The organism is Bordetella genomosp. 6, assembly GCF_002119705.1.
GTDB lineage: Bacteria > Pseudomonadota > Gammaproteobacteria > Burkholderiales > Burkholderiaceae_B > Bordetella > Bordetella bronchiseptica_F.
The window spans coordinates 4096093-4119882 of record NZ_CP021107.1; the positions used below are offsets into that span (position 1 = coordinate 4096093).

21 protein-coding genes are annotated in these 23790 nt (G+C 69.1%); 19 read left to right on the plus strand and 2 right to left on the minus strand.

Annotated elements, in window-relative coordinates; translation table 11 throughout:
- The first annotated feature begins 110 nt into the window (after positions 1–110).
- The 6 genes from phnA (at position 111) to CAL11_RS19345 (ending at position 7785) form a co-directional block, all read left to right on the plus strand.
- Positions 111–1370 (plus strand): phosphonoacetate hydrolase, encoded by a 1260-nt coding sequence (phnA, locus tag CAL11_RS19320; RefSeq protein ID WP_086093897.1) that lies wholly within the window; start codon positions 111–113, stop codon positions 1368–1370.
- 152 nt (positions 1371–1522) lie between these two features.
- Complete coding sequence (locus CAL11_RS19325) at positions 1523–2830, plus strand: alkaline phosphatase family protein (protein ID WP_086093898.1); 1308 nt, start codon at positions 1523–1525, stop codon at positions 2828–2830.
- A gap of 23 nt (positions 2831–2853) precedes the next feature.
- Positions 2854–4377 (plus strand): ABC transporter substrate-binding protein, encoded by a 1524-nt coding sequence (locus CAL11_RS19330; protein WP_244172839.1) that lies wholly within the window; start codon positions 2854–2856, stop codon positions 4375–4377.
- Positions 4377–5204: an ABC transporter permease gene (locus tag CAL11_RS19335; protein ID WP_086093899.1), complete on the plus strand. Its 828-nt coding sequence runs from the start codon at positions 4377–4379 to the stop codon at positions 5202–5204. The genes CAL11_RS19330 and CAL11_RS19335 overlap by 1 nt, the downstream gene beginning before the upstream one ends.
- A 2-nt stretch (positions 5205–5206) precedes the next feature.
- Positions 5207–6127: an ABC transporter permease gene (locus CAL11_RS19340; RefSeq protein ID WP_086093900.1), complete on the plus strand. Its 921-nt coding sequence runs from the start codon at positions 5207–5209 to the stop codon at positions 6125–6127.
- Between the two features lie 8 nt (positions 6128–6135).
- Positions 6136–7785, plus strand: coding sequence for a dipeptide ABC transporter ATP-binding protein (locus CAL11_RS19345; RefSeq protein ID WP_086093901.1), 1650 nt, complete (start codon positions 6136–6138; stop codon positions 7783–7785).
- Between the two features lie 15 nt (positions 7786–7800).
- Here the strand turns inward: CAL11_RS19345 and CAL11_RS19350 are convergent, their stop codons facing one another.
- A complete protein-coding gene (locus CAL11_RS19350) occupies positions 7801–8712 on the minus strand; it encodes a LysR family transcriptional regulator (protein ID WP_086093902.1) in 912 nt (303 codons plus the stop codon).
- A 145-nt stretch (positions 8713–8857) separates the two neighbouring features.
- Here CAL11_RS19350 and CAL11_RS19355 point away from each other — a divergent pair, with 145 nt between their 5' ends.
- The 13 genes from CAL11_RS19355 to CAL11_RS19415 all read left to right on the plus strand — a co-directional run bounded on the left by CAL11_RS19355 (position 8858) and on the right by CAL11_RS19415 (position 22873).
- Positions 8858–9826 (plus strand): Bug family tripartite tricarboxylate transporter substrate binding protein, encoded by a 969-nt coding sequence (locus CAL11_RS19355; protein ID WP_086093903.1) that lies wholly within the window; start codon positions 8858–8860, stop codon positions 9824–9826.
- Position 9827: 1 nt separating this feature from the next.
- The gene (locus CAL11_RS19360) at positions 9828–11441 is read left to right on the plus strand and encodes a class I adenylate-forming enzyme family protein (protein ID WP_086093904.1); all 1614 of its coding nucleotides are present in this window, start codon (positions 9828–9830) and stop codon (positions 11439–11441) included.
- 44 nt (positions 11442–11485) lie between these two features.
- Positions 11486–12259 (plus strand): enoyl-CoA hydratase/isomerase family protein, encoded by a 774-nt coding sequence (locus tag CAL11_RS19365; protein ID WP_086093905.1) that lies wholly within the window; start codon positions 11486–11488, stop codon positions 12257–12259.
- 209 nt (positions 12260–12468) lie between these two features.
- Positions 12469–13389 carry a LysR substrate-binding domain-containing protein gene (locus CAL11_RS19370; protein WP_033452665.1) on the plus strand — a complete coding sequence of 307 codons (921 nt, stop codon included), beginning with the start codon at positions 12469–12471 and terminating at the stop codon, positions 13387–13389.
- 231 nt (positions 13390–13620) lie between these two features.
- Positions 13621–14682: an ABC transporter substrate-binding protein gene (locus tag CAL11_RS19375; RefSeq protein WP_033452668.1), complete on the plus strand. Its 1062-nt coding sequence runs from the start codon at positions 13621–13623 to the stop codon at positions 14680–14682.
- A 97-nt stretch (positions 14683–14779) separates the two neighbouring features.
- Positions 14780–15646 (plus strand): ABC transporter permease, encoded by an 867-nt coding sequence (locus CAL11_RS19380; RefSeq protein WP_086093906.1) that lies wholly within the window; start codon positions 14780–14782, stop codon positions 15644–15646.
- Complete coding sequence (locus tag CAL11_RS19385; protein ID WP_086093907.1) at positions 15643–16416, plus strand: ABC transporter permease; 774 nt, start codon at positions 15643–15645, stop codon at positions 16414–16416. The genes CAL11_RS19380 and CAL11_RS19385 overlap by 4 nt, the downstream gene beginning before the upstream one ends.
- On the plus strand, positions 16413–17531 hold the full coding sequence (locus CAL11_RS19390) for an ABC transporter ATP-binding protein (RefSeq protein WP_086093908.1): 1119 nt from the start codon (positions 16413–16415) through the stop codon (positions 17529–17531). The genes CAL11_RS19385 and CAL11_RS19390 overlap by 4 nt, the downstream gene beginning before the upstream one ends.
- Before the next feature lie 58 nt (positions 17532–17589).
- Positions 17590–18639: a dipeptidase gene (locus CAL11_RS19395; RefSeq protein ID WP_086093909.1), complete on the plus strand. Its 1050-nt coding sequence runs from the start codon at positions 17590–17592 to the stop codon at positions 18637–18639.
- Between the two features lie 27 nt (positions 18640–18666).
- Positions 18667–19821, plus strand: a complete 1155-nt coding sequence (locus CAL11_RS19400; RefSeq protein ID WP_086093910.1) for an NAD(P)/FAD-dependent oxidoreductase — start codon at positions 18667–18669, stop codon at positions 19819–19821.
- The gene (locus CAL11_RS19405) at positions 19805–20113 is read left to right on the plus strand and encodes a (2Fe-2S)-binding protein (RefSeq protein ID WP_086093911.1); all 309 of its coding nucleotides are present in this window, start codon (positions 19805–19807) and stop codon (positions 20111–20113) included. Before CAL11_RS19400 ends, CAL11_RS19405 begins: the two co-directional genes overlap by 17 nt.
- Positions 20110–21552, plus strand: coding sequence for an NAD(P)/FAD-dependent oxidoreductase (locus tag CAL11_RS19410; RefSeq protein WP_086093912.1), 1443 nt, complete (start codon positions 20110–20112; stop codon positions 21550–21552). The genes CAL11_RS19405 and CAL11_RS19410 overlap by 4 nt, the downstream gene beginning before the upstream one ends.
- Positions 21553–21709: 157 nt before the next feature.
- Positions 21710–22873: a GGDEF domain-containing protein gene (locus tag CAL11_RS19415; protein WP_086093913.1), complete on the plus strand. Its 1164-nt coding sequence runs from the start codon at positions 21710–21712 to the stop codon at positions 22871–22873.
- Here the strand turns inward: CAL11_RS19415 and CAL11_RS19420 are convergent.
- Positions 22870–23787 carry a LysR family transcriptional regulator gene (locus CAL11_RS19420; RefSeq protein WP_086093914.1) on the minus strand — a complete coding sequence of 306 codons (918 nt, stop codon included), beginning with the start codon at positions 23785–23787 and terminating at the stop codon, positions 22870–22872. The two genes, CAL11_RS19415 and CAL11_RS19420, sit on opposite strands and share 4 nt — an antisense overlap.
- Positions 23788–23790 lie beyond the last annotated feature (3 nt).

Here is a 23790-nt window from a genome sequence, read left to right on the forward strand (position 1 = left end):
TGACCAAAGGCGTGAGCAAAACTCACGAAACCGGCAAAACCTATCACAGCAAAGCCATTTTACGCACGATATGCTGGGCGCACTGTCTGATTCATGAGTTTCACGCCCACATGTCCGCACCCATTGCATTGCACGGCCGTCATTACGCCTTGCCCCAACGTCCCACCGTCGTCGTCTGCATCGACGGCTGCGACCCGGAATACATCGCCCGCGGCATCGCCGACGGCGTCTGCCCGACCATCGCGCGCTTCTTCGAGGAAGGGTTTGGCGCCGTGGCCGATTGCGTCATGCCCTCGTTCACCAACCCCAACAATGTCTCGGTGGTGACCGGCGCGCCGCCGGCGGTGCACGGCATCGGCGGCAACTATTACCTCGACCGCGACACCGGCCGCGAAATCATGATGACCGACGCGGCCCTGCTGCGCGGCGACACCCTGCTGGGGCTGATGTCGCAGGCCGGCGTGCCCACCGCCGCGATCACCGCCAAGGACAAGCTGCGCAAGGTGCTGGGCCATGGCCTGCAAGGCATCTGCTTCTCGTCCGAGAAGGCCGACCAATGCAGCGAAGCCGAGCACGGCGTGGCCGACGTGGCGGCGCTGGTCGGCCGGCCCAGGCCCGACATGTATTCCGGCGACCTGTCCCTGTACGTGCTGGACGCCGGCCTGGCCCTGCTGCGCCAGGGCCGCGCCCGGCTGCTGTACCTGTCGCTGTCCGACTACATCCAGCACAAGCACGCGCCCGGCGAGCCGGAATCCGATGCATTCCTGCGCGCCATCGACACCCGCCTGCAGGCCTTCGTCGACGCCGGCGCGGTAGTGGCCTGCATTGCCGACCATGGCATGTCCCACAAGACCGACGCCCAGGGCCGGCCCAACGCGATCTTCCTGCAGGATCTGCTCGAAGCCCGGTTCGGCGCGGGCAGCGCGCGCATCATCTGCCCGATCACCGATCCGTTCGTGCGCCACCACGGCGCACTGGGATCGTTCGTGCGCGGGTATGCCCGCAATCCCGCCGACATCGCGCCCATGATGCAGGCGGCCGCCGCCATCGACGGCGTGCAGGAAGTGCTGTCGCGCGAGCAGGCCGCGCAGCGGCTGGGCCTGCCGCTGGACCGCGAGGCCGACTTCGTCGTCATCTCGCACGAATCGTACGTGCTGGGCTCGCGCGCCGACGAACATGACTTGTCCACGGTCGGCGACCATCCGCTGCGCTCGCATGGCGGCTACTCCGAACAGCCGGTGCCGTTCTTCCTGTCGCAGCCGCTGTCGCCGGCCTATCGCGCGCGCGCCGCGCAAGGCGGCCTGCGCAACTTCGATATCTTCGATTTTGCGTTGAACGGGGTCCAGCCGCAGGCCGCGGCCAGCGCATAGGAGTATCCCCGCGCGATTAATACCCGGGCCTTCCGGGTAAAGGCATTCCATTTTCCGTGGAATGCCTTTTTCTTTTTAAAAACAACATGTTGCGATGATTTATTTTGTCCGGAGTCATCGCACGGTAACACTGGAAAATTATTATTTTCGGCATGAAGAGCAAGCGTGCAATCCTGATTATCTGCGACAGCCTGCGCCGCGACCTGGTCACCGCGCGGACCTGTCCGGTGCTGACCGGGCTGGCCCGGGCATCGACCTGGTTCAGCCGCGCCGGCAGCGTGTTTCCGTCCACCACGCGCGTCAGCTCGGCCAGCATCGCCACCGGCTGCCGGCCGGCGCGCCACGGCCTGCTCGGCAACTGCATGCTGCTGCATGAGGCCGACGGCCTGGCCAATCATTCGGCGGGCGACCCCGGCTTCGTCGAGCGCCTGCGCGCGGCCACCGGGCAGGCCCTGCGCGTGCCCACCCTGGCGCAACGGCTGGCCGCGCACGGCGGCGCCGCCATCTACTCCAACGTATCGCCGGGCGCCGCCTATTTCAACGACCCGGACGGCCACGGGCGCGTCTACCACCGCGCCGGCTCCTATGGCCCCGGCCGCCGGCCCTACCACGGCGCCGAGGCGCTGGAAATCGCCAGCGGCGCGGCGGGCGACGCCGAGATGACGCGGCGCTTCTGCGCCATGCTGCAAGCGCCCGGCGCGCCGGCCATGGCCACGCTCTGGCTGTCCGAGCCCGACCACTCCGGGCACGGCCATGCGCTGGGCAGCCCCGCCCACCTGGAGGCGATCGCCCACGCCGAGCGCTGCGTGGCGCAAGTGCTGGTCACGGTCGACGCGCTGCGCGCCCAGGGCGAGGACATCCTGCTGATGGTGGGCTCGGACCACGGCATGGAGACCGTGCTGGGCGAAATCGATGTCGCCGCCGCGCTGGTCGAGGCCGGGCTGAAAGACAGCCTGGACAGCCGCGAACTGGTGGTCGCGCCCAACGGCACCTCGTGCGTGATCGGCATCGCGCCGGACGCGGCGGCGCGCACCGCCGCCGTCGCAGCCTTCCTGCGCCGCCAGGCGTGGTGCGGCCAGGTCTTCGGCGGCGCCGACCTTGCCGGCATCGGCATGCCCCAGGACGATCCCGCCTGCGCCCTGGTCGTGACGATGCGCCACGACCCCGACCCCAATGCCCATGGCGTGCCCGGCGCCGCCTGGATCGCCGCCGACCGCGGCGACGCCAAGCGCTACGACGGCCGCGGCCAGCACGGCGGCCTGGGCCCCAACGAACAGGCGCCCTTTCTCATCGTGCAAGGCGCCGGCTTCGCCGCCGGCGCGGTGTGCGACCAGGCGGTCAGCCTGATCGACTACGCCCCGACCGTGCTGCGCCATCTCGGCCTGCCCGCCGACGGCATGGACGGCCGCCCGCTGCCCCACTCATTCCCCGCCCCCTCCCCGGCTCATCGAGCCCTCTGACCCCGCACTCGATTCCCATGCACATGCAACGCCGTACCCTACTCAAACTTCTTGGCGCCGCCGGCATCGGCGGCATGTACCCCGCCTTCCTGCGCGCCCAGACGGCCGAGCCGCGCCGTGGCGGCACGCTGAAAATCGCCCTGCTCGGCCTGGACACCTCCGATCCGCACCGCCACTCCGGCTCGATCGCCGTGCAGCAGGTCTACGCCGAAACGCTGACCAGCATCGCCGACGACGGCACCGTCAAGCCCTTCCTGGCCGAACGCTTCGACCTGTCGGCCGACGGCCGCCGCTACACCTTCGTGCTGCGCAAGGGCGTGCGCTTTCACAATGGCCGCGCGCTGACCGCGCAGGACGTCAAGGCCAACTTCGAGCGTGTGCGCGACAAGATCAAGGGCGGCTGGCTGAGCGGCGCCATGAAACAGGTCAACAGCCTGACCGTCGCCGGCCCGGACACCCTGCAGGTGGAGCTGCGGGAGGCCTACGCCCCCTTCCTCAACCTGCTTTCCGAACTGTGGATCATCGCGCCGGAATCGCCCGGCTGGGACGACACCATCCGCCAGCCCATCGGTACCGGCCCGTTCACCTTCGGCAAATGGCAGCCCGACGTGCGCTTTCACGCGCCGGCGTTCGACCACTACTGGCAGCCCGGCCTGCCGTACCTGCAGGCGGTGGAATTCGACTTGCGCGGCGATCGCGACAACAGCCTGTCGCTGCGCTCGGGAGACCTGCACGTCGCCTACGTGGGCAACGACAAGCTGGCCGCGCTGCGCGCCGAGAACATCGAGGTGCAGCACCTCAAGGACACCGCCTGGTACTTCATGTCGTTCAACAACCGCAAGCCCGGCAAGCTGATGCAGGACGCACGCGTGCGCCAGGCCATCGCGCTGAGCCTGGACAAGCGCGTCTACATGGACTTCGTGCTCAAGGGCGCCCTGACCAGCAACCAGCCGATGCGGCCCGACACCTTCTACTGGGACCGCGCCGTCGAGGCGCGCGACCCCTACGCCAAGCCCGACCTGGCGCGGGCGCGCCAGTTGCTGCAGGAGGCCGGCGTCGATCCGGCCCGGCACACCCTGAAGCTGGTGTCCTGGCAGAACGACTACGCGCAGGTCGCGGTGCAGATGGTGCGCGAGCTCGGCTTCAGGATCGACCACCAGTCGCTCGACGATATCGGCGCGCAGCGCGCCCTCGCCCTGTACGACTGGGACCTGGCGCCGTTCCACTCGGGCCCGCGCGCCGACGTCTACCTGCGCTACGCACGCCTGCTCTCCGACGGCCCCAGCCCCATGCTGTGGGGCGGCATCCAGGACAAGGAACTCGACGCCAGGATCGCCGCGGCCGTCACCGCCCCCAACGCGCAGCAGGCGCGCGACGGCTACCTGCGGGCATGGCAGCACGTCATGGAGCGCCTGTACACGGTGGGGATCGGCCACGCGGCCGACGCCATCGGCGTGGCGCCCGCGGTGCGCGGCTACGCCACCGGCTACACCTGGAGCCAGAACCGCGTCGACGGCGGGCTGGCCCGCGCCTGGCTGGCGGCGTGATGGCGGCGGCGCCTGCCCGGCTGGTCCGCCATTGGCCGTGGGCGCTGCTGCTGGCCGCCGCGCTGCTGGCGGCGGCCGGCCCAGCCCTGCTGTCCCACGACCCCTACGCGCAGAACCTGCTGGCGCGCAACCTGGCGCCGTCGGCCGCGCATTGGCTGGGCACCGACAACTTCGGCCGCGACGTCTTCGCACGCCTGGTGATGGGCACCCGCCTGACCCTGCTGGTGGCGTTCTGCTCGGGCGCCATCGCCCTGCTGGGCGGCGCCGCCGTCGGCCTGCTGGCCTGTGCGCTGGGCGGCGCCGTGCGCGCCGCGGTCTACCTGGCGTTCGACCTGATCCGCACCCTGCCGCCCATCCTGCTGTCGCTGGCGCTGATGGTGGCGCTGGGCGTGGGCACGGGCTCGGTCATCGTCGCGGTCGGCATTTCGTTCATGCCGCTGTTCGGCTATGTCGCGCGGGCCGCCTACGAGCGCGAAACCGCGTCGGGCTACGTGCGCGCCGCGCGCGTGCTGGGCGTGGCGCCGGCCGCCATCGCATGGCGCCACATCCTGCCCAACATCGCCGGCACCCTGCTCACCCAGCTGGCCATCGTGGTGCCGCGCGCCGTGGTCACCGAATCGGTGCTCAGCTTCTTCGGCCTGGGCGTGGCGCCCGACGTGCCGACCTGGGGCCGCATCATCGCCACCGCCGTACCGTATGCCGAGCAAGCGCCGACCGCCCTGCTCTTTCCCGTGCTCGCGCTCGCCCTGACCTCACTGGCCCTGTCGGTGGCCGGCAACCGGCTGCGCCGCCGCTTCGATCCGCTTTCCCGCCCCGCCGGAGCCTGACCGTGAATGCCTTGCTGACCTGCGCCTCGCAATCCGCGCGACAGTTGTTCTCCATCGCCGCGATCGCTTTCACGATCTTCCTGCTGGTGCGCGCGGCGCCCGGCGACATCACCGACTATTACGCCGCGCGCGGCGACTACGACGCCGCCGCGCTGACCCAGCTGCGCGCCGACCTGGGGCTGGACCACGGGCTGGCGGTGCAATTCCAGCGCTGGCTCGCCCACGCCTCGCACGGCGACTTCGGCGAATCGATGCGCTACGGCTCGCCGGTCGCCACCATGCTGGCCGAGGCCGTGCCGCACACGCTGCGGCTGGCCGCCGCCAGCCTGGCCTTCGGCCTGGCGCTGGGCGTCGGGCTGGCCGTCGCCGCGCAGGCCTTCGGGCGCCTGCGCCTGGGCGCGCTGATCGAGGGCCTGAACATCTGGTCGATCGCCGTGCCCAGCTTCTGTACCGGCGTGCTCGGCATCCTGGTTTTCTCGATCTGGCTCAAATGGCTGCCCATCCGGGGCCAGATGCTGCTGCCCGTCATCATCCTGGGCCTGGACATCGCCGGCCAGATCGCCAAGCCCCTGCACGAAGAACTGAAGCAGACGGCCCGCGCCGGCTTCGTGCGCACGGCGCGCGCCAAGGGGCTGTCCAGCTGGCGCATCATCTGGCGCCACGTGCTGCCCAACTGCCTGTCGCAGGTCATCGCGCTGTCCGGCGTCATCCTGGGCGGCCTGGTGGGCGGCGCGCTCACCATGGAGGCGCTGTTCGCCCAGCCCGGGCTGGGCGGGCTGACGCTGGAAGCCATCCGCAGCCGCGACTATCCCGTCATCCAGGTCGCCGTCATGGCCCTGGCCACCTTCGTCATCCTCGTCAACATCGCCGCCGCCGCGCTGCAACGCTGGGCCGACCCGCGCCTGGCGCGCCGCGCCGCCTGAGGACCGCCATGCCCGCCCCCCTGCTCTCCATCCGCAATCTCTGCGCCAGCCACGGCCCGGCGCGCGTGCTGCACGATATCAACCTCGACCTGCAGGCCGGCCAGTCGCTGGGCCTGATCGGCGAGTCCGGCAGCGGCAAGTCGCTGACCGCCCTGGCCTGCCTGGGCCTGACGCCGGACGGCATCGACCCGGTCGGCAGCATCCGCTACCAGGACATCGAGCTGATGCGGCTGGACGAGGACGGCTGGCGGGCCGTGCGCGGGCGCAAGATCGGCATCGTCTTCCAGGACCCCATGGCCTCGCTCAACCCCATCATGACGCTGGGCGCGCAGATCCTGGAGAACCTCAAGCCCATGCCGGGCGACAGCCGCGCCTACCGCCGCGCGCGCGCCATCAAGCTGCTCGACGAAGTCGGCCTGCCCGACCCCGCCGCCATGCTCGCGCGCCACCCCTTCGAGCTGTCGGGCGGCCAGCAGCAGCGCGCGATGATCGCCATGACCCTGGCGGCCGAGCCCGCCCTGCTGATCGCCGACGAGCCCACCACCGCGCTGGACGTCACCACGCAGGCGCAGATCCTCGGCCTGCTGCGCGGCATCCAGCGCCAGCGGCGGATGGCGATGCTGTTCATCTCGCACGACCTGGACGCGGTGCGCGCCATGTCGGACCGCGTCGCCGTCATGTGCGCGGGACGCCTGGTCGAACAGGGCCCCGCCCGCGACGTCCTGCTTGCCCCGCGCCACGACTACACGCGCACCCTGATGGCCGCGCACGCCCCGCAGCCGCTCAAGCGCCAGCACGCCCCGGCCTCGGCCGAAACCGCCATCGAACTGAGCGGCGTATGCGTGGACTACGGACGCTGGAAACCCAGGCGCGCGCTCGAACAGGTAACGCTGCAAGTGCGCGCCGGCGCCACGCTGGGCATCGCCGGCGAATCCGGCTCGGGCAAGAGCACGCTGGCCCAGGCCATCATGGGGCTGCTCGAACCCAGCGCCGGCTCGGTGCGCGTGTTCGGCATGGACCCCGCCGCCCGGCGCGGCCGGCGCGCATTCGCAGCCACGTGCCAGTACGTCTTCCAGGACACGTCGGGCAGCCTCAACCCGCGCCGCACCCTGCTGCAGGCCCTGTCCGAGCCGCTGCTGGCGCGCGGGCTGCCGCGCGCCAGCCTGCGCGAGCGCTGCATCGCCATGCTCGACGACGTCGGCCTCGCCCCCGAGCTGCTGGCGCGCTTTCCGCACCAGATCTCGGGCGGACAGCGCCAGCGCGTGGTCATCGCCCGCGCGCTGGCCATGCAGCCGCGCGTGCTCATCTGCGACGAACCGGTCTCGGCGCTGGACGCCACCGTACGCAACCAGATCCTGGCGCTGCTGGCCAGGCTGCGCGACCAGCACGGCCTGACGCTGGTCTTCATCGGCCACGACCTGGGCGTGATGGCGTCGCTGGTCGACGACATCCTCGTCATGCGGCGCGGCCGCGTGGTCGAGCACGGCGAGGCCGCCCGCGTATTCGCCAGCCCGGGCCACCCCTATACCCGCGAACTGCTCGACGCGAGCCGCCTGTCGAACACGCCGCGCCCGGCGCCGCCGCCCCGCCCGGCGCGGCGCCAGGCCCGCGCCCCCGGCCCGGCGGCCGGGTTCGGGCAGCAGGCGCTGTTCACGTGAGGCGTCGCGGGAGAATCACCCCTCGCCATACAGCCTGTGATTGGTGGCGATGAAGTCGTGGAAACTGCGCGCCGCATCCGAGAGCGCCACGCCGCGGTTCGTGTAAAGGCCGACCCGGATCATCACCTCGGGCTCGGCCACCGGGATCGCCACGACCTTGTGGATGCGCAGGTACTTCAGCGCGTACTCCGCGAAAATGGTCACGCCGTCGCCCGACTCGACCACCGAGAGGATGCTGTGCAACTGGGAAAGCTCGATGACCGGCATGCGGGAGAAGTCGCGGCCCGTGTCGGCATGCAACTGCTCCAGTGAACTGCGGTGCGACAGCACGAGCGTCTCGCGCGCCACCTCTTCCCAGGTGACGGCGCGCCGCTGGGCGAACGGATGGTGCTGAGCCACGACCAGCATGATGGGACTGCTGAACAGATGCTGGCAGGCCACGGCCGGCGGCATGCGATGCCGGATCGGCCCGATGCCCAGGTCCACCGTGCCTTCGGCCATCTGCACCGGCAGCACGTCCGGGTTGACGTCCTTCAGGTCGATGCGCACGTCCGGGTGCAGGCGCGAGAACTCGAGCAGCCAGGCCGGCATGCGCGAGGCGATCAGCGCGCCGGTGGCGCCCAGGCGGAATTGCTTGTTCTTGCGCTGCACCAGGTCGTCCGCGGCGTCATGCAGGCGGTGCACGTCGATCAGCACTTGCTCGGCGTGGGTGAGGTAGGTGCGCCCCTCCGGCGTCAGCGCCAGCCGGCGGGTGGTGCGGTCGAACAGCCTGAAGCCGATCTGCCGCTCGAGCTCCTGGACCAGGTGGCTGAGCGCGCCCTGTGTCATCGACAGCGCCTCGGCGGCCTTGCCGAAACTGCCCAGGTGGTTCACGAGCGAGAACGCTCGCAACTGCCTGAGCGTGACATTCAGCTTGATGATCTTCATGTTGCCTTGGCGACGGCTCCAGCGCCATTCCCATATATGTAGTTTCTCAATATATCATCGAAGAGAAAGAATCAAACCGGCGCCCGGGCGCCGCTAGACTGCCCGCAGCACGATTCGAACCAAGCAGACGCAGGCAGGAGACACAATGAAGAAGATTCTGGGCGCCATCGCCCTGACCGCCGCCGCCGTGGCGGCCGGCGCCGCCAATGCGGCCGAAGGTTTTCCCAACCAGCCCATCAAGATCGTCGTGCCGTACCAGGCGGGCGGCGGCACCGACCAGGTGCTGCGCATCGTCGCGCCCCAGGTGTCGGCGCTGCTGGGCCAGCCCATCATCATCCTCAACCGGCCTGGCGCCAGCACCGTGATCGGCATGAAGGAAGTGATCGCCGCCAAGCCCGACGGCTATACGCTGGCCCTGTCCACCAACACCAGCTACAGCCTGATCCCCTATACCCAGTCGCCGCAGCCCTACGATCCGGAAAAGACCCTGGAATACATCACCGCGCTGGGCGAAACGCCGCTGATCCTGACTACCCACCCCGGGTTCTCCAGGAACTTCCCGGAGTTCATCGCCAAGGTGAAGCAATCGCCGGGCGCCTACTCGTACGCCACCTATGGCGTGGGCGGCATCACCCACCTGGCCGCCGAGGTGCTGATGGGCGACATGGGCATCAAGCTCAACCAGGTGCCATACAAGGGCTTCGAGGCGGTCACCGCGGTGGCCGGCGGCCAGGTCGATGCCATGGTCGATGGCGTGAACTCCCCCACGCCGATGATCCAGGCGGGCAAGATCATCCCGCTCGTCACGCTGCAGCACACCCGCACGAAATTCCTGCCCGATACGCCCACCCTGACGGAGATCGGCTATCCCAACGCCAGCACCAGCACCATCTCCTATATCCTGGCCGCGCCCAAGGGCACGCCGCAGCCGGTCATCGACAAGCTGTACCAGGCGTTCTCCCAGGTGATGGGCGAGCCCGCCATCATCGAGAAGATCGAGCAGACGAAGTCCATGCCGATGCACATGACGCCGGTGCAGACCAAGGCCTACATCGATGCCGAAGCCGAGCGCTTTCGCCGCATCATCGTCGAGCGCAAGATCACCTTCAACTGACATGGACATCCGCGACATCAAGCCGGCCGGCCCGACATGGCTGGACGTGGTCGGCCGGCACGCCGCCGCCACGCCCGAGCGGACCGCCCTGGGGCTGGACGGCCACACCCTCAGCTACAGCCGGCTGCTGGCCGTCGTCGACGAGGCGGCGGCGCTGCTGGCGCGGCTGGGCGTGCGGCGCGGCGACCGCGTCGCCCTGCTCTCGCCGCCCAGGCCCGAGGCCATCATCACGTTCCTGGCCTGCACCAGGCTGGGCGCGGTCTGGCTCGCCCTCAATCCCAAGTACAAGGCCCCGGAGATCCACTACATCCTGGACCATGCCCGGCCCACGCTGCTGATGTCGGTGCGCGAGTTCGACAACACCGGGTATGTCCGGACGGTCGAGCAGGCGGTCGCCGACATCGGGCGCGACAGCGGCCACGCCATCGCCACGGTGTTCTTCGACCGCGGGCAGCCGACGCACGACGATCTGTTCGCCGCGCTGGAGGCGGCCGCGCAAGGGCTCGATGGCGGCGCCCTGCCCGAGCCGGCGTCCGCGCAATCCGGCCAGGCCTGCATGCTGGTGTACACCTCGGGTTCGACCGGGCGCCCCAAGGGCGTCCTGCTGGCGGAGTTCGCCTCGCTGTTTCGCGCCACCGTGCAGAAAGACTATTTCGCCACCAGCCGGCCGCCCTGCATACTGAACTTCTCGCCCATCAACCACGTGGGCGGCATGCAGTTCCGTTCGCTGGTCCAGCTGGCGGCCGGCGGCACCATCCATTTCCAGGAACGCTTCCAGCCCGGCGAAACCCTGGCGCTGATCCGCCGCCACCGCGTCAACATGCTCATGCTCGGCCCCACCATGCTCAACATGCTGATGGCGCACGAGGATTTCGACGTCGACATCTTCCAGCAGCTGGAGTGGTACATCTCGGCCGGGGCGGCCCTGCCCGTGCCCGCCCTGAAGCTGCTGGCGGCCAACTGCCCCCGGGTCGGGTCGGTGTACGGCTCGACCGAGTCCTGCTCGACCGTGACCTATGCCAGCCTGGACGACTCGTTCGATGCGGTCGCCTACAGCATCGGACGCCCCATCCCCGGCGACGAAATGCGCGTGGCCGATGCGCAGGGCCAGCCGGCCGGCCCCGGCGTCGAGGGCGAACTGCAGATCCGCAGGCGCTATTGCATGGTGGGCTACCTGAACGACCCGGCCGCCACGCGCGCAGCCTTCACCGAGGACGGCTGGTACAAGACCGGCGACCTGGCCGCCCTGTTGCCCGACGGCAGCTTCAAGCTGTCCGGGCGCATCAAGGAGATGTTCAAGTCGGGCGGCTACAACGTCTATCCGCGCGAAGTCGAGCTTGCCCTGGAGGCGCACCCCCAGGTGAAGATGGCCGCCGTCGTGGCGGTGGACGACCCGATGTTCCAGCAGGTCGGCCATGCCTACGTGCTGGTCGAGCCGCGCACCCCGCTGACCGCCGAGCAGCTGACGGCCTGGAGCAAGGAGCGGCTGGCCAACTACAAGGTGCCCAAGCGCATCGAGCTGCGCACCGCGCTGCCGATGCTGGCCATAGGCAAAGTGGACAAGGTCGCGCTCAAGGAGGCGGCCGCCCGCGACGCCGCCGCGCCGGCCGGCTGAGCACCGTTTCAACGCATACGCGCAATCGCGCGGAGGATCCCCGCATGAACCAAGCAGTAAGCATACGCCGCGATGGCGCGACCGCCATCGTCACGCTGGACCGCAAGCAGAACAGGAACGCCCTGTCGCAGGCCGTCATGGCCGAACTGACCGAGGTCGCCGAGGGGCTGCGCGGCGAGCGCGACATCAGCACGGTCGTCCTGACCGGCACCCAGGAGATCTTCTCGGCCGGCGTCGACCTGAAAGACCCGGCCCGCTGGGAAATCGACGCCGCCGACATCGAGGGGATCCGCATGGCCTCCGAGCGCGGCGCCCGGATGTGCCGCGCCTGGGAGAGCATCCCCCAGCTGACCATCGCGGCGGTCGAAGGCCTGAACGTCGGCGGCGGGATCGCCCTGACGCTGTGCTGCGACTGGCGCATCCATTCGGAAACCGCCCGCCTGCGCCTGCCCGAGGCGCAGATCGGCATCCCCCTGAGCTGGCAGACCGTCCCGCGCCTGGTCAACCTGGTGGGGCCGTCCAAGGCCAAGCAGTTGATCCTGCGCGGCAAGGAGCTCGACAGCCAGGCCGCGCTGGAGCTGGGGCTGGTGGACCTGGTCGTGCCGCCCGGAACCGCCCTGGAAGCGGCGCTGGAAATCGCCCGCGACGTCAACCGCAACCCCCGGCTGGTCATCACCATGACCAAGCAGAGCGTCAACAACTACGCCAACGCCCTGGCGCACCTGTCCACGCACATGGACGTCGACCAGGCGGTGCTGTGCGGCATGAGCGCGGCCGCCGTCCAGGCGCGCCGGCAGTTCTCCGCGCCCACGGCCTAGAACCGCCGCCGCGGCCCCGTCCCCCGATCCCCCGGACCGCGCATTGACCCGTCCGGGCGATCTCAGTAAGCTAAAACCCGATTCGTACCCGAGGCCCGCCATGTCTGGGCGCGGCTCGCGGCAAGCGAAGCAGGGCGTGAAGGCCGTTCACCGGGTTCGCGCCACGAAAAAGATCGGGGGAATGGCTCATGGGCGCCGAGAAAGGGCCAATGAACGTCCGGGCACTCGAAGCCTTCCGCGCCGTCATGCGCACGGGCTCGATGACCGCCGCAGCGCGCATCATCCACACGACCCAGCCGAACATCAGCCGCCTGGTTTCCATGCTGGAGGCCGAGCTCGATCTGAAGCTGTTCGTCCGCGAAGGCAACAAGCTGCACGTCACCGACGAAGGCGCCGCCTTCTTCAAGGAGGTCGAGCAGCATTACGCCGGGTTGCGCGCGCTCAAGGACGCGGCCCGCACCATCAAGCAGCTGGGCGGCGGCAGGCTGCACATCGCCGTCGCGCCGGCGCTCAGCCACGGGTTCCTGGCCAGCGCCGTGACCGCGTTCACGCAGCGCCATCCCCGGGTCACGCTGTCCATACGCACCTGTAACTCGTACATGGTGGAGCAGCTGGTGAACTCCCAGCTATGCGACCTGGGCCTGGCCGCGTTCATCGGGCACGTCACCGAACCCGGCCTGGAGGCCGAGCGCATCGCCAGCATCCGCGGCGTCTGCCTGCTGCCCCAGGCCCACCGGCTGGCCGCGCGCGACGTGATCCACGCGCGCGACCTGGAAGGCGAGCCGTTCGTCTCGATCGCGCGCCAGAACGGCAGCCGCGAGCACGTGGACAGCCTGTTCGAGAAGGCCAAGGTCACGCGCAGGATCGAGGTCGAGGCCGAGAACGCGTCCACCATCTGCCATCTGGTGGCGCAGGGGCTGGGCGTCAGCGTGCTGAACGCCGTCATCGCCGAGGACTTCCGCTGCCACGGCCTGGTGGTCAAGGAGTTCCGCCCGGCCATCCACTTCCCCATCACCCTGCTTCGATCCAGCCACCGGCCCCGCAGCCTGCTGGTGGCCGCCTTCATCGATTGCCTGGGCGAGGTGCTCAACCAGCGCTTCACGCCCTCCCAGCTCGCCGTCTGCGACTGACGCGCCCGCCGCAAGCCGCGCCGCCTGCATATAAATAATTTATGGCGGCTGCGTTTTTTTTGATTTGACGCTGCACGGGGCGTGAAACACCATAGGACACAAGAACGAGCAGGCCGGCGCCTGGCGATCAGCCAGTGCCGGAAGACGTGGTAGTTGACTTTCAGGTAGTACCCGGCAGCCGGGCGGCCCTTGGCCCCCGCGCACGGACGCACACTGGACAGGACAAACATCATGGATACGGCAACCCGGCGCACCTTCCTCAAGCGATCGGTCGGCATCGGCCTGGCGACCATCGGCGGCAGCTACCTGCGCATCGGCCACACGGCGGACGATCACATCTATGTCACCAGTTCGGGCGGCTCGTTCCTGGAGAACGTGCGCAAGCACATGGCCGAGCCCTTCGAGAAGCAGTCCGGGGTGAAGGTGACCCTGGTGCCGGGCACCAACCCGGCCCACGCGCTCAAGATACTGTCGAGCCGCGGCACGCCTCCCTATGACGTGGCGGCCTTCGGCGGCAACGACATGTACCGGCTGATACGGGCGAAGAAGCTGGCCCAGGTCGACGAGAAAAGCGTGCCCAGCCTGGCCGACGTGCCCGAAAAATTCAAGGCCGACTGGGAGGGCTGCGGGTCGCTGTACGACTACAGCAGCGTCGGCATCGCCTACCGGCCCGACAAGATCCAGGGCGGCGTCAAATCCTGGAAGGAGTTCGTCGAACGCACCGCCGCGGGCGAATTCGGCAAGCAGGTTTTCTTCAACAACCTCAGCTCCAACGTGCGCGGCGCCGAAGTGCTGTCCATGTTCGGCAAGATCTACGGCAGCGGATACGGCGACATCGAGGCGTCCATCGCCACGCTGGAGCGGATGAAGCCGCACATCTTCAAGTTCTTCACGGCCTTCAACGATCCGGTCGTGCTGCTGACCAGCGGCGAGGGCGCCATCGGCCCGGGCTGGGACGGACGCACGTTCATCGCCGAGGATTCGACCAAGGGCATGGTCAAGTGGGTCGACCCCGCCGAAGGCGCGGTCTCCAGCGGCCCGGTCATGGCCGTGGTGAAGGGCGGCAAGGAGGACCTGGCCAAGGCCTTCATGAACTACGCCCTGGGCGAGGAGGCGCAGAAGGCATTCTGCGAGGCCATGTACTACGGCGCGGTGAACCGCAAGGTGCAATACAGCGAGAAGCTCAAGCACCGCCTGCCCAGCATCGACTCCGTCCAGCTCGTCGACACCGCGCTGCTGATCAAGAACATGAGCGCCCTGCTGGACCTGTGGAACAAGCGCATCGCCAGCTGAAGCCCGTCTGAGCCCGCGGGGCCGCCCCGTCCCAAACGCGAACCACGTATCTCGTCCGCCATGCGCCGCGCGCGCAACGGCCGTGGAGTGTCGAACCATGAAGCAACGCGTGCTGTTCCTGTCGCCGGCATTGCTGTTCATTACCCTGCTGCTGTTCGTGCCGTTCCTGTACTTGCTGTACCTCAGCTTCATGGACCAGGACTACCTGTACGGCGGGCCGGCCCTGCCCGGGTTCGGCAACTACGTCGAGGCGTTCAGCAACCCCATCTACTGGGAAAGCATCCTCAACACCTTTCGGATCGGCGCCACCGTGACCGTGGCCACGCTGGTCATCGGCTTTCCCATCGCCTACATCATCTCGGTCTCCGGCAAGGCCCTGGCCGCCACGCTGACCGTCGTGACCGTGCTGCCGCTGTTCGTCAGCGTCGTGGTGCGCGGCTTCGGCTGGATCATCGTGTTCGGCCGCGAGGGGCCGCTCAATGCGCTGCTGCTGTGGACCGGCCTGGTCAGCCAGCCCATCCAGGTGCTGTACACCGAGGCGGCCGTCATCATCGCGCTCACGCACCTGCTGCTGCCGTTCATGATCCTGCCGGTGCTGGCCAGCCTGCGGGCCATCGACAAAAGCATCATCGACGCCGCGATGGTGCTCGGGTCGCGGCGCCGCGACGTGTTCCTGCACGTCATCATCCCGCTCTGTTCGCCCGGGTTCGTGGTCGGCTCGCTGCTGGTCTTCCTGCACGTGCTGGCGACCTTCGTCCTGCCCGCGATGCTCGGCTCGATCAACATCAAGATGATCGCGACCATGATCTACCAGCAGGTGATGATCGTCGGCAACGTCCCCGCCGGCGCCGCCCTGGCCGTCATCCTGTTCGTGTTCACCATGCTGATCTTCGGCCTGATCGGCGCGATCAGGAACCGCCTGAACTTCGATTCCAGCCCCGTCCAAGAGGGCCAGGCCCGATGAAAAAAGCCCTCAGCGCGCTGTACATCGTCTTCATGTGCAGCCCCTTGCTCATCGTGGTCGGCGCGGCCTTCGAGCCGCAGGAGATCCTGAGGTTTCCGCCCCACGGAGTGTCGCTGACCTGGTTCGGACGGGTGCTGAAGGACCCGGCGTTCCTCGATGCGGCGAGCAACAGCCTGATCGTCGGCGTGCTGGCGACCGTGCTGTCGGTGGTGCTGGGCCTGCTTTCGGCCTACGCCCTGGCCCGCGGCAGCGGCCGCTACCGCGAGACCATCCTGGGCCTGCTGCTCTCGCCGCTGGTGATCCCGGAGCTGGTGATCGGCCTGGCGCTGCTGCAGATGCTGACGCTGATGAATGTCGCCACCGACCTGCTCACCCTGGTGCTGGCCCACACGGTCATCTGCCTGCCCTACACGGTGCGGCTGCTCTACAACGGCGTCAGCGCGATCAACGAGAGCCTGGAGAACGCCTCGCTGCTGCTGGGGGCCAGCCGGGGCGGCACCATCGTGCGGGTGACCCTGCCGCTCATGAAGAACTCGATCGTGGCGGCCGCGCTGTTCGCCTTCCTGACCAGTTTCGACAACACCGTCATCTCGCTGTTCCTGGTCGACGCCTCGACCATGACGCTGCCCATCACCATCTACAACTATGTCGAATTCAGCCTGGATCCGGCGATCGCCGCCTTGTCGACCATCCTGATCCTGCTTTCCTGCGTGGTGGTTTCCATCATCAGCAGGGTCTCCGGCCTGGACAACATGGGACCAAGAAAATGAAGGCACGCCAAGACTACTCGATCGAGCTCAGGGACCTGACGCTGGCCTACGGCGAGCGCGACATCATCTCGGGCCTGAACCTCGACGTGCGGCGCGGCGAGATCCTGTCGCTGCTGGGCCCCAGCGGCTGCGGCAAGACGACCACGCTGCACGCCATCGCCGGGCTCATCATGCCGCGCAAGGGCTCGGTCGTCATCGACGGCGTGGACCAGACCGACGTTCCGATCAACCGGCGCAACGTCGGCATGGTATTCCAGGGGTACGCGCTGTTTCCCCACATGTCGGTGTTCGACAACGTCTCGTACGGCCTGCGCATCAAGTCCGTCGCCAAGGCCGAGATCCGCGAACGCACGATGCGCGCCCTGGCCCTGGTCGGCATGGAACAGTACGCCCAGCGCAAGCCCCGGCAGCTCTCGGGCGGCCAGCAGCAGCGGGTGGCCATCGCGCGCACCATGGTGATGGAGCCGCGCGTGCTGCTGCTGGACGAACCCCTGTCCAACCTGGACGCGAAGCTGCGGCACGAAATCCGCGGCGACCTCAAGCGCATCCTGCGCGAACTGTCCATTACCTCGGTGTTCGTGACGCACGACCAGGAAGAGGCGATGTTCCTGTCCGACCGGATCGTGCTGATGAAGGACGGCGCCATCGCCCAGCTGTCCTCGCCCCGCGAGATCTACGACAACCCGGCCAACTCGTTCGCCGCCGCCTTCCTGGGCAATACCAACTTCATCGCCGCCACCCTGATCAGCCAGACGCCGGATCACACCGGCTGCGCAGTCAGCGCCACCGAAACCGGCCAGGTGTTGAAGGGGCGCTCGGCCCTGCGTTTCGACGCGCGGCAGCCGGTCTTCCTGTCCGTCAAGCATGACCGGGTCAGCTACACCTTGTCCCACGAGGAGTTTCTCGCGCTGCGGGACCGGCCGGGCATCTCCACCATGCAATGCCGCGTCGCGGATGTGCATTTCCTGGGGCATGTGACCAAGGTCGAATGCCAGGCGGGCGACCAGACCATGACCGTGCTGCGCCCGTCGGCCTGCGTGCCGCCGGACCTGGCCGCCGGCGCCGTCATCTATCTCTATTGGCCCGAGGAAGAAAGCCTCGTGCTGTCCTTGTGAACCGGCAAGCCTCGCGCCCCATGCGTGACGTCATTCCATCAACCAGAGGGAAAGCAAAATGAGCAAAGCATTTGGACTCGAACTTTCGGAGACCGAGCAGGAACGGGTGGCGCGCATCCGCCAGGATTTCGTCTACTGGAACCTGTGCGACTCGACCACGCGCGAGTGCGGCGACGAAACCTACCTGGAGCAGGTCAAGGCGTCCAACGTCACCGCCATCAACCACACGGTCTGCTACACCGTGGACTTCGCCGAAGGCGTGAAGAACGTCGCCCACTGGACGCGGCTCTACGATGGGCGTCCGGACGTGGGCTTCATCGCCAAGACGTATGCCGACATCGAACGGGCCCGCAAGGAGCGCCGGACCGCGATCTTCATGGGATTCCAGGACGTCACCGCCCTGGAGGACGACATGGACCGGATGGAGGTGTTCTACAACCTGGGCATCCGCTTCGTGCAACCCACCTACCAGGACCGCAACCTGTTCGGCGACGGCTGCGGCGAGCGCTTCCAGTCCGGGCTCAGCAAGCTGGGCATCAAGTTCATCGAGAAGCTGGATGAGCTGGGCATCGTCATCGACACCTCCCACGTCGGCATCGGCACCACCATCGACTGCGCCAACATGTCCAGTCGGCCCATCATGGCCACGCATACGGCCGCCCGCGCCATTGTCGATACGCCGCGCAACAAGACGGACGACGAAATCAAGGCCATCGCGGCCAAGGGCGGCGTGATCGGCATCGCCGGAAAATCCGGCTTTCTCAAGAAGGACGGCCTGGAGACGGGCAGCACCATCAACGACATGATCGACCATGTCGTCTACATCGCCGACCTCGTGGGCATCGATCACGTCGGCATCGGCACCGACGTCGGCGACCTGCGCAAGTACAGCCCGGACCGGATGGCCGAGTTCCATTCCCGCCACCCCGAGGTGGCCATCATCGGCCCCGGGCTGCGCACCGACCTGATGCACCCCAAGGACGTCGGCCCGGGCACGCTGCACTACGTCATCGCCTATCTCGTCAAGCGCGACTTCAAGGACGACGAGATCCGCAAGGTGCTGGGCGAGAACGCCAACCGGGTGGTCAAGGCGGTTTTCCGCGATTGAGGCGCCGCGCGGCGGGGAGGAACGGACATGGCAATCAGTGCAGCGGCGGATGCGGCGCCGAGGTTCTCCGGCCACGATGTCATCGTCGTGGGAGGCGGACTGGTGGGCTCGGCGCTGGCCTATGGGCTGCGCCGCCGCCTGGATCGCGTGGCCGTGCTGGACGAGGGCGACCTCGCCTACCGCGCCTCGCGCGGCAATTTCGGCCTGATATGGGTGCAGAGCAAGGGCATGGGCATGCCGCGCTACGGCGTGTGGACCATGGTCTCGCAGCGGGCATGGCCGGAGCTGGCGGCGCGGCTGCTCGAGGAATCCGGCATCGACGTGCACCTGGAGCAGCAAGGCGGCCTGCACGTGCTGCTGTCGGACGAGGAGGTGCAGGCGCGCATCGACTTCATGACGCGGCTGCTGGCTCAACCCGGCATGAGCGACTACGCCTGGAAGCTGCTCGATCGCCATGAGCTCGCCGACCTGGTGCCCGGCATCGGACCCGAGGTGCGCGGCGCCAGCTGGACGCCGGTCGACGGCATCGCCAACCCCCTCAAGCTGCTGCGCGCCTTTCACACCACCTTCGAGCGCAACGGCGTGGACTACCTGCCGCGCTGCCCGGCCCAGGCCATCAGCCGGCACGCCGACGGCATGTTCGTCGTCGACACCCCGCGCGGCCGCCTGCAGGCGCCGCGCCTGGTGCTGGCGTGCGGGCTGGGCAACAAGGCCATGGGCGCGCAGGTCGGGCTGGACATCCCGGTGCGGCCGCAGCGCGGCCAGATCATCGTGCTGGAACGCACCCATCGGGTGCTGCGCACGCCGATCAGCACGCTGCGGCAGATGGACGAGGGCAGCTGGCTGATCGGCGACTCGCAGGAGGAAGCCGGTTACGCCGACGACGAAGTCAGCCTCCCCATTCTCGGCACGCTGGCCGACCGCGCCGTGCGCACCCTGCCGGCGCTGCGCGAGGTCAACGTGGTGCGTTCCTGGTCGGCGCTGCGCGTGATGTCGCCCGACGGCTTTCCCATCTACGCGCAATCCGAGACCTGCCCCGGCGCCTTCGTGGCCACCTGCCACAGCGGCGTCACCCTGGCCGGCGCCCATGCGCTGGTGCTCGCCCCCATGATCGCCGACGGCGCGCTCGCCGACGACATGGCTCCCTTCTCTGCGCGGAGGTTTCATGTTCAAGAGGCTTGAGGCGGGGCCCGGACAGGCGGCGCGGCCGCTCGTCCATATCGACGTCAACGGCGTGGCCGTGCCGTGCCGGACCGGCGACAGCGTGGCCGCCGCCCTGCTGGCGGCCGGCCATGACGCCTGCCGGGCGAGCGTGGTCGGCGGCGTGCCGCGCGGCCCGTACTGCATGATGGGCGTCTGCTACGACTGCTTGGTCACCATCGACGGGCAGCCCAATCGCCAGGCGTGTATGACGCCGGTGCGCGATGGCATGCGGGTGGAGCGCCAGCAGCGCGCGCGGCAGGTGCTGCCATGACGCGCCGCTGCGAACTGCTGGTGGTGGGGGCCGGCCCGGCAGGCATGGCGGCGGCCACCCAGGCCGCCGCGCTGGGCGTGGATACGCTGCTGCTGGACGAACAGCCGACGCCAGGCGGACAGATCTACCGCGCCATCACGACGACCGCGCTGACCGACCCCGGCATCCTCGGGCCGGACTACTGGCACGGCGCCAGCCTGCTGGAACCGTTGCGCGCCAGCGGGGCCGCCTACCTGTCCGGCGCGACGGTATGGGCGGTGTCGCGCACCGCCGATGCCGGCGACGGCGGCGCCTTCGAGGTGGCCTTTTCCGTCGGCGGGCAGGCCGACATCCTGCGTGCGCGCCACATCCTGCTGGCCACGGGCGCCCTGGAGCGTCCCTTCCCTATCCCGGGCTGGACCCTGCCCGGCGTGGTGACGGCCGGCGCGGCGCAGATCCTGCTCAAGACCGCCGCGATCGTGCCGGGCGAGCACGCGGTGCTGGCCGGCGGCGGACCGCTGCTGTACCTGCTGGCATGGCAATACCTCAATGCCGGCGTCAGGATCGAGCGCCTGCTCGAAACCACCGCGCCGGGCGGGCTGGCGCGGGCCTTGCCGCACGCCCTGGATTTCCTGCGTTCGCCCTACCTGGCCAAAGGCCTGAAGCTGATGCGCGCGGTGCGGGCCAACGTGCCCATCACGCGAGGCGTGCAGGACTTGCGGGCGCAGGGACGCGAGCGGCTGGAATCGCTGAGCTATCGCGCCGGCGGACACACCCACGACATGCCGGCGCGCCACCTGATGCTGCACCAGGGGGTCGTCCCCAACCTGAACCTGTCGCGCGCGCTGGGCGTGGACCACCAATGGAACCCGACCCAGACCTGCTGGCAGCCGCGGGTGGACGACTGGGGCGCGACATCGGCGCCGGGCATCGGCATTGCCGGCGACGGCGCCGGGATCGGCGGCGCCGTGGCGGCCGAGCATCGCGGCCGCCTGGCCGCCCTGCAGGCCGCCGTCGCGCTCGGCCGCATCGACGACGCCCAGCGCGACCGCGAGGCCCGGGCGCCGCGCCGGGCCCTGGCGCGGGCGATGCGCGGGCGCGCCTTCTTCGACGTGCTGTACCGCCCCGCCGACGCCTATCGCCGCCCGGGCGACGACACCATCGTCTGCCGCTGCGAAGAAATCACCGCGGGCCAGATACGCGAGACCGTCCGGCTGGGCTGTTCCGGGCCGAACCAGATGAAGGCCTTCCTGCGCTGCGGCATGGGCCCCTGCCAGGGCCGGCTCTGCGGCCTGACCGTCAGCGAACTGATCGCCGACGTACGCGGCGTGCCGCTGCCCGAGGTCGGCTATTACCGCCTGCGCTTTCCCACCAAGCCGGTGACGCTGGGCGAACTGGCCTCGCTGCCGCAGACCGACGCCTCGCGCCAGGCGGTGGTGCGCCTGAAGAAAACAGCCTGAGGCGAGCCGCGTCGCCCCGTGCGCGGCCCGCGCGCACGGGGAAATGGGGGCCGCAAGCCATGCCGCAGCACGGCGCAGCGCGCCACGTTGGCGTCATGCTTTCATCGTAAAATCCCGTGCTCCCCGCGCTGCTCCGGCGCAATGCCCTGCGTCAGGGATGAACGTCGACCTCATCACTCTTTACCTCCTCGCGACCGGCACGCTCATCGCCAGCGCCGGCATGATGCTTTGGGAATACCGCGCCAATCCCCGGCGCGGCGGATCGCTCGGCCTGTTCGCGGCCGGCTTCGCGACGCTGGCGCTGGGCTGCGTCGCGGCCCTGTATCGGCGCGACCTGCCCGGCGTCTGGGGGTCGGCGCTCGGCAACCTCATCATGATCAGCGCCTACCTGCTCGTCCTGCAAGGCGTGGGCGCGCTCAGAGGGTCGCGCTACGGCGCCTTCGGCGCGGCCGTGGTGGCCGTCATGGCCGCGGTCTGGGCCTTGAGCGACCCCGCCAGGGTGGACGCCACCTGGTCCCACGTCAGCTCCTTGCCGATTGCCCTCATCAGCGCCATGACCGCGCTGTCCATGTACCGCAACCAGGCCATGCGGCCGTTTCCGGCGCGCCGCCTGGTGATCGCCATGACCGGCCTGCACGCGCTCATCTACGCCGGCCGGGCCCTGGCGCTGCCCTGGCTGGTGCGCGAGCACGGGCTGCCGGTGCAGGCGCTCGCCGGCAAGCTGACCATCTATGAAGGCGTGCTGTATTCCGTGATTCTGCCCATGGCCTTGCTGCGCCTGCTGCGCGAGGAAATGCACGGCGAGCTGCTGCGCGAATCGCAAACCGACTACCTGACCCGCCTGGGCAACCGCCGCTGGTTCTTCGAGGAGGGCGCGCGCCTGCTGGAGAACCGCCCCGCCGATTCGCCCGCGCTGGCCGTACTGGCCTTCGACCTGGACCAGTTCAAGGCCATCAACGATAGGTACGGCCACCACGCCGGCGACGAAGTCCTGCAGGCCTTCGCGCGCGCCGCCCAGGACGTCATCGGGCCGCGCGCCGTGCTGGCGCGCCTCGGCGGCGAGGAATTCGCGGCCTTGCTGCGCGGCGACGACGCCCTGAAGGCCCAGGCCCTGGGCGAGGCGGTCGCCGGCCGTTTTGCCGAGACGGTCGCCGGGCAACTCGCCCACATCAGCCTGCCGGTGACGGTCAGCATCGGCCTGGCGCGCATCGAACCCGGCGACGCGACGCTGGCCGCCAGCCTCATGGCCGCCGACCGCGCCATGTACCGCGCCAAATCGCTGGGCGGCAACCGCCTGGAAGTCGCGGCCGGCGCCGCCTAGGACGCGGCGCGCGGCTCGCCGGCGGCGGGGCCGAAGCGCTTCATGATCAGTTCCCTGACCCGGCTGGCGATGGGCGAGAGCGCCTGCTGGCGCGGCCAGACCATGTTCAGGTGGGTCCTGAATTCCGCATCGGCCACCGGCACCAGGGCGGCCAGCCCCTGCACGCCCAGTTGCGCGAAACTCTGCGGCGCGAACGCGACCCCCTGGCCCCGCTGCGCCATCAGCAGCATGGGCAGCGTCTCCCCGCCCCAGTACACCACGTTGGGCGCGAAGCCCGCGTTCCTGCACGCCCGCAGCACCATATCGGAAATGCCGGTGCCCAGCGGCGAGCGGTGCAGCAGGAAGCGCTCGTCGCGCAGATCGGCCAGCCGCACGCGTTCGCGGCCCGCCAGCGGGTGGCCCGGCGGCAGGGCCACGAACAACGGCTCCTCCATGATGACCTGGCTCTCCAGGTCCGGGGCCATGTGCTGGCTGCGGCAGATGGTCAGGTCCAGGCTGCGCTCGCGCAGCTGCTGCAGCATGTAGCCGATTTCGCCTTCGTGCACATGGAGAATGATCTCCAGGCCCTCGGCGGCCAGGTCTTCCATGACGCGCGGCACGATGAACAGGCTGGCCGCGGTGGAGCAGCCTATGTGCACCAGCCCGCGCGCGCCCTGCTCGACCTCGCGCAGCTCGCGGCGGATGGTTTGCAGATTGGCCAGCATCGCCTTGGCGCGCAGGTAGAACAGCTCGCCGGCCGCCGTGGGCACCAGCCGGCGCCCGCCGCGATCGAACAGCCCGACCCGCAGCTCGTCTTCCAGCTTGCGCAGCAGGATGCTCAGCGGCGGCTGGGTCATGTGCAGGCGCACCGCCGCGGCCGACACGCTGCCTTCCTCGTAGACCGCGACAAAGCATTTGAGACGGTGCTCGTCCATATA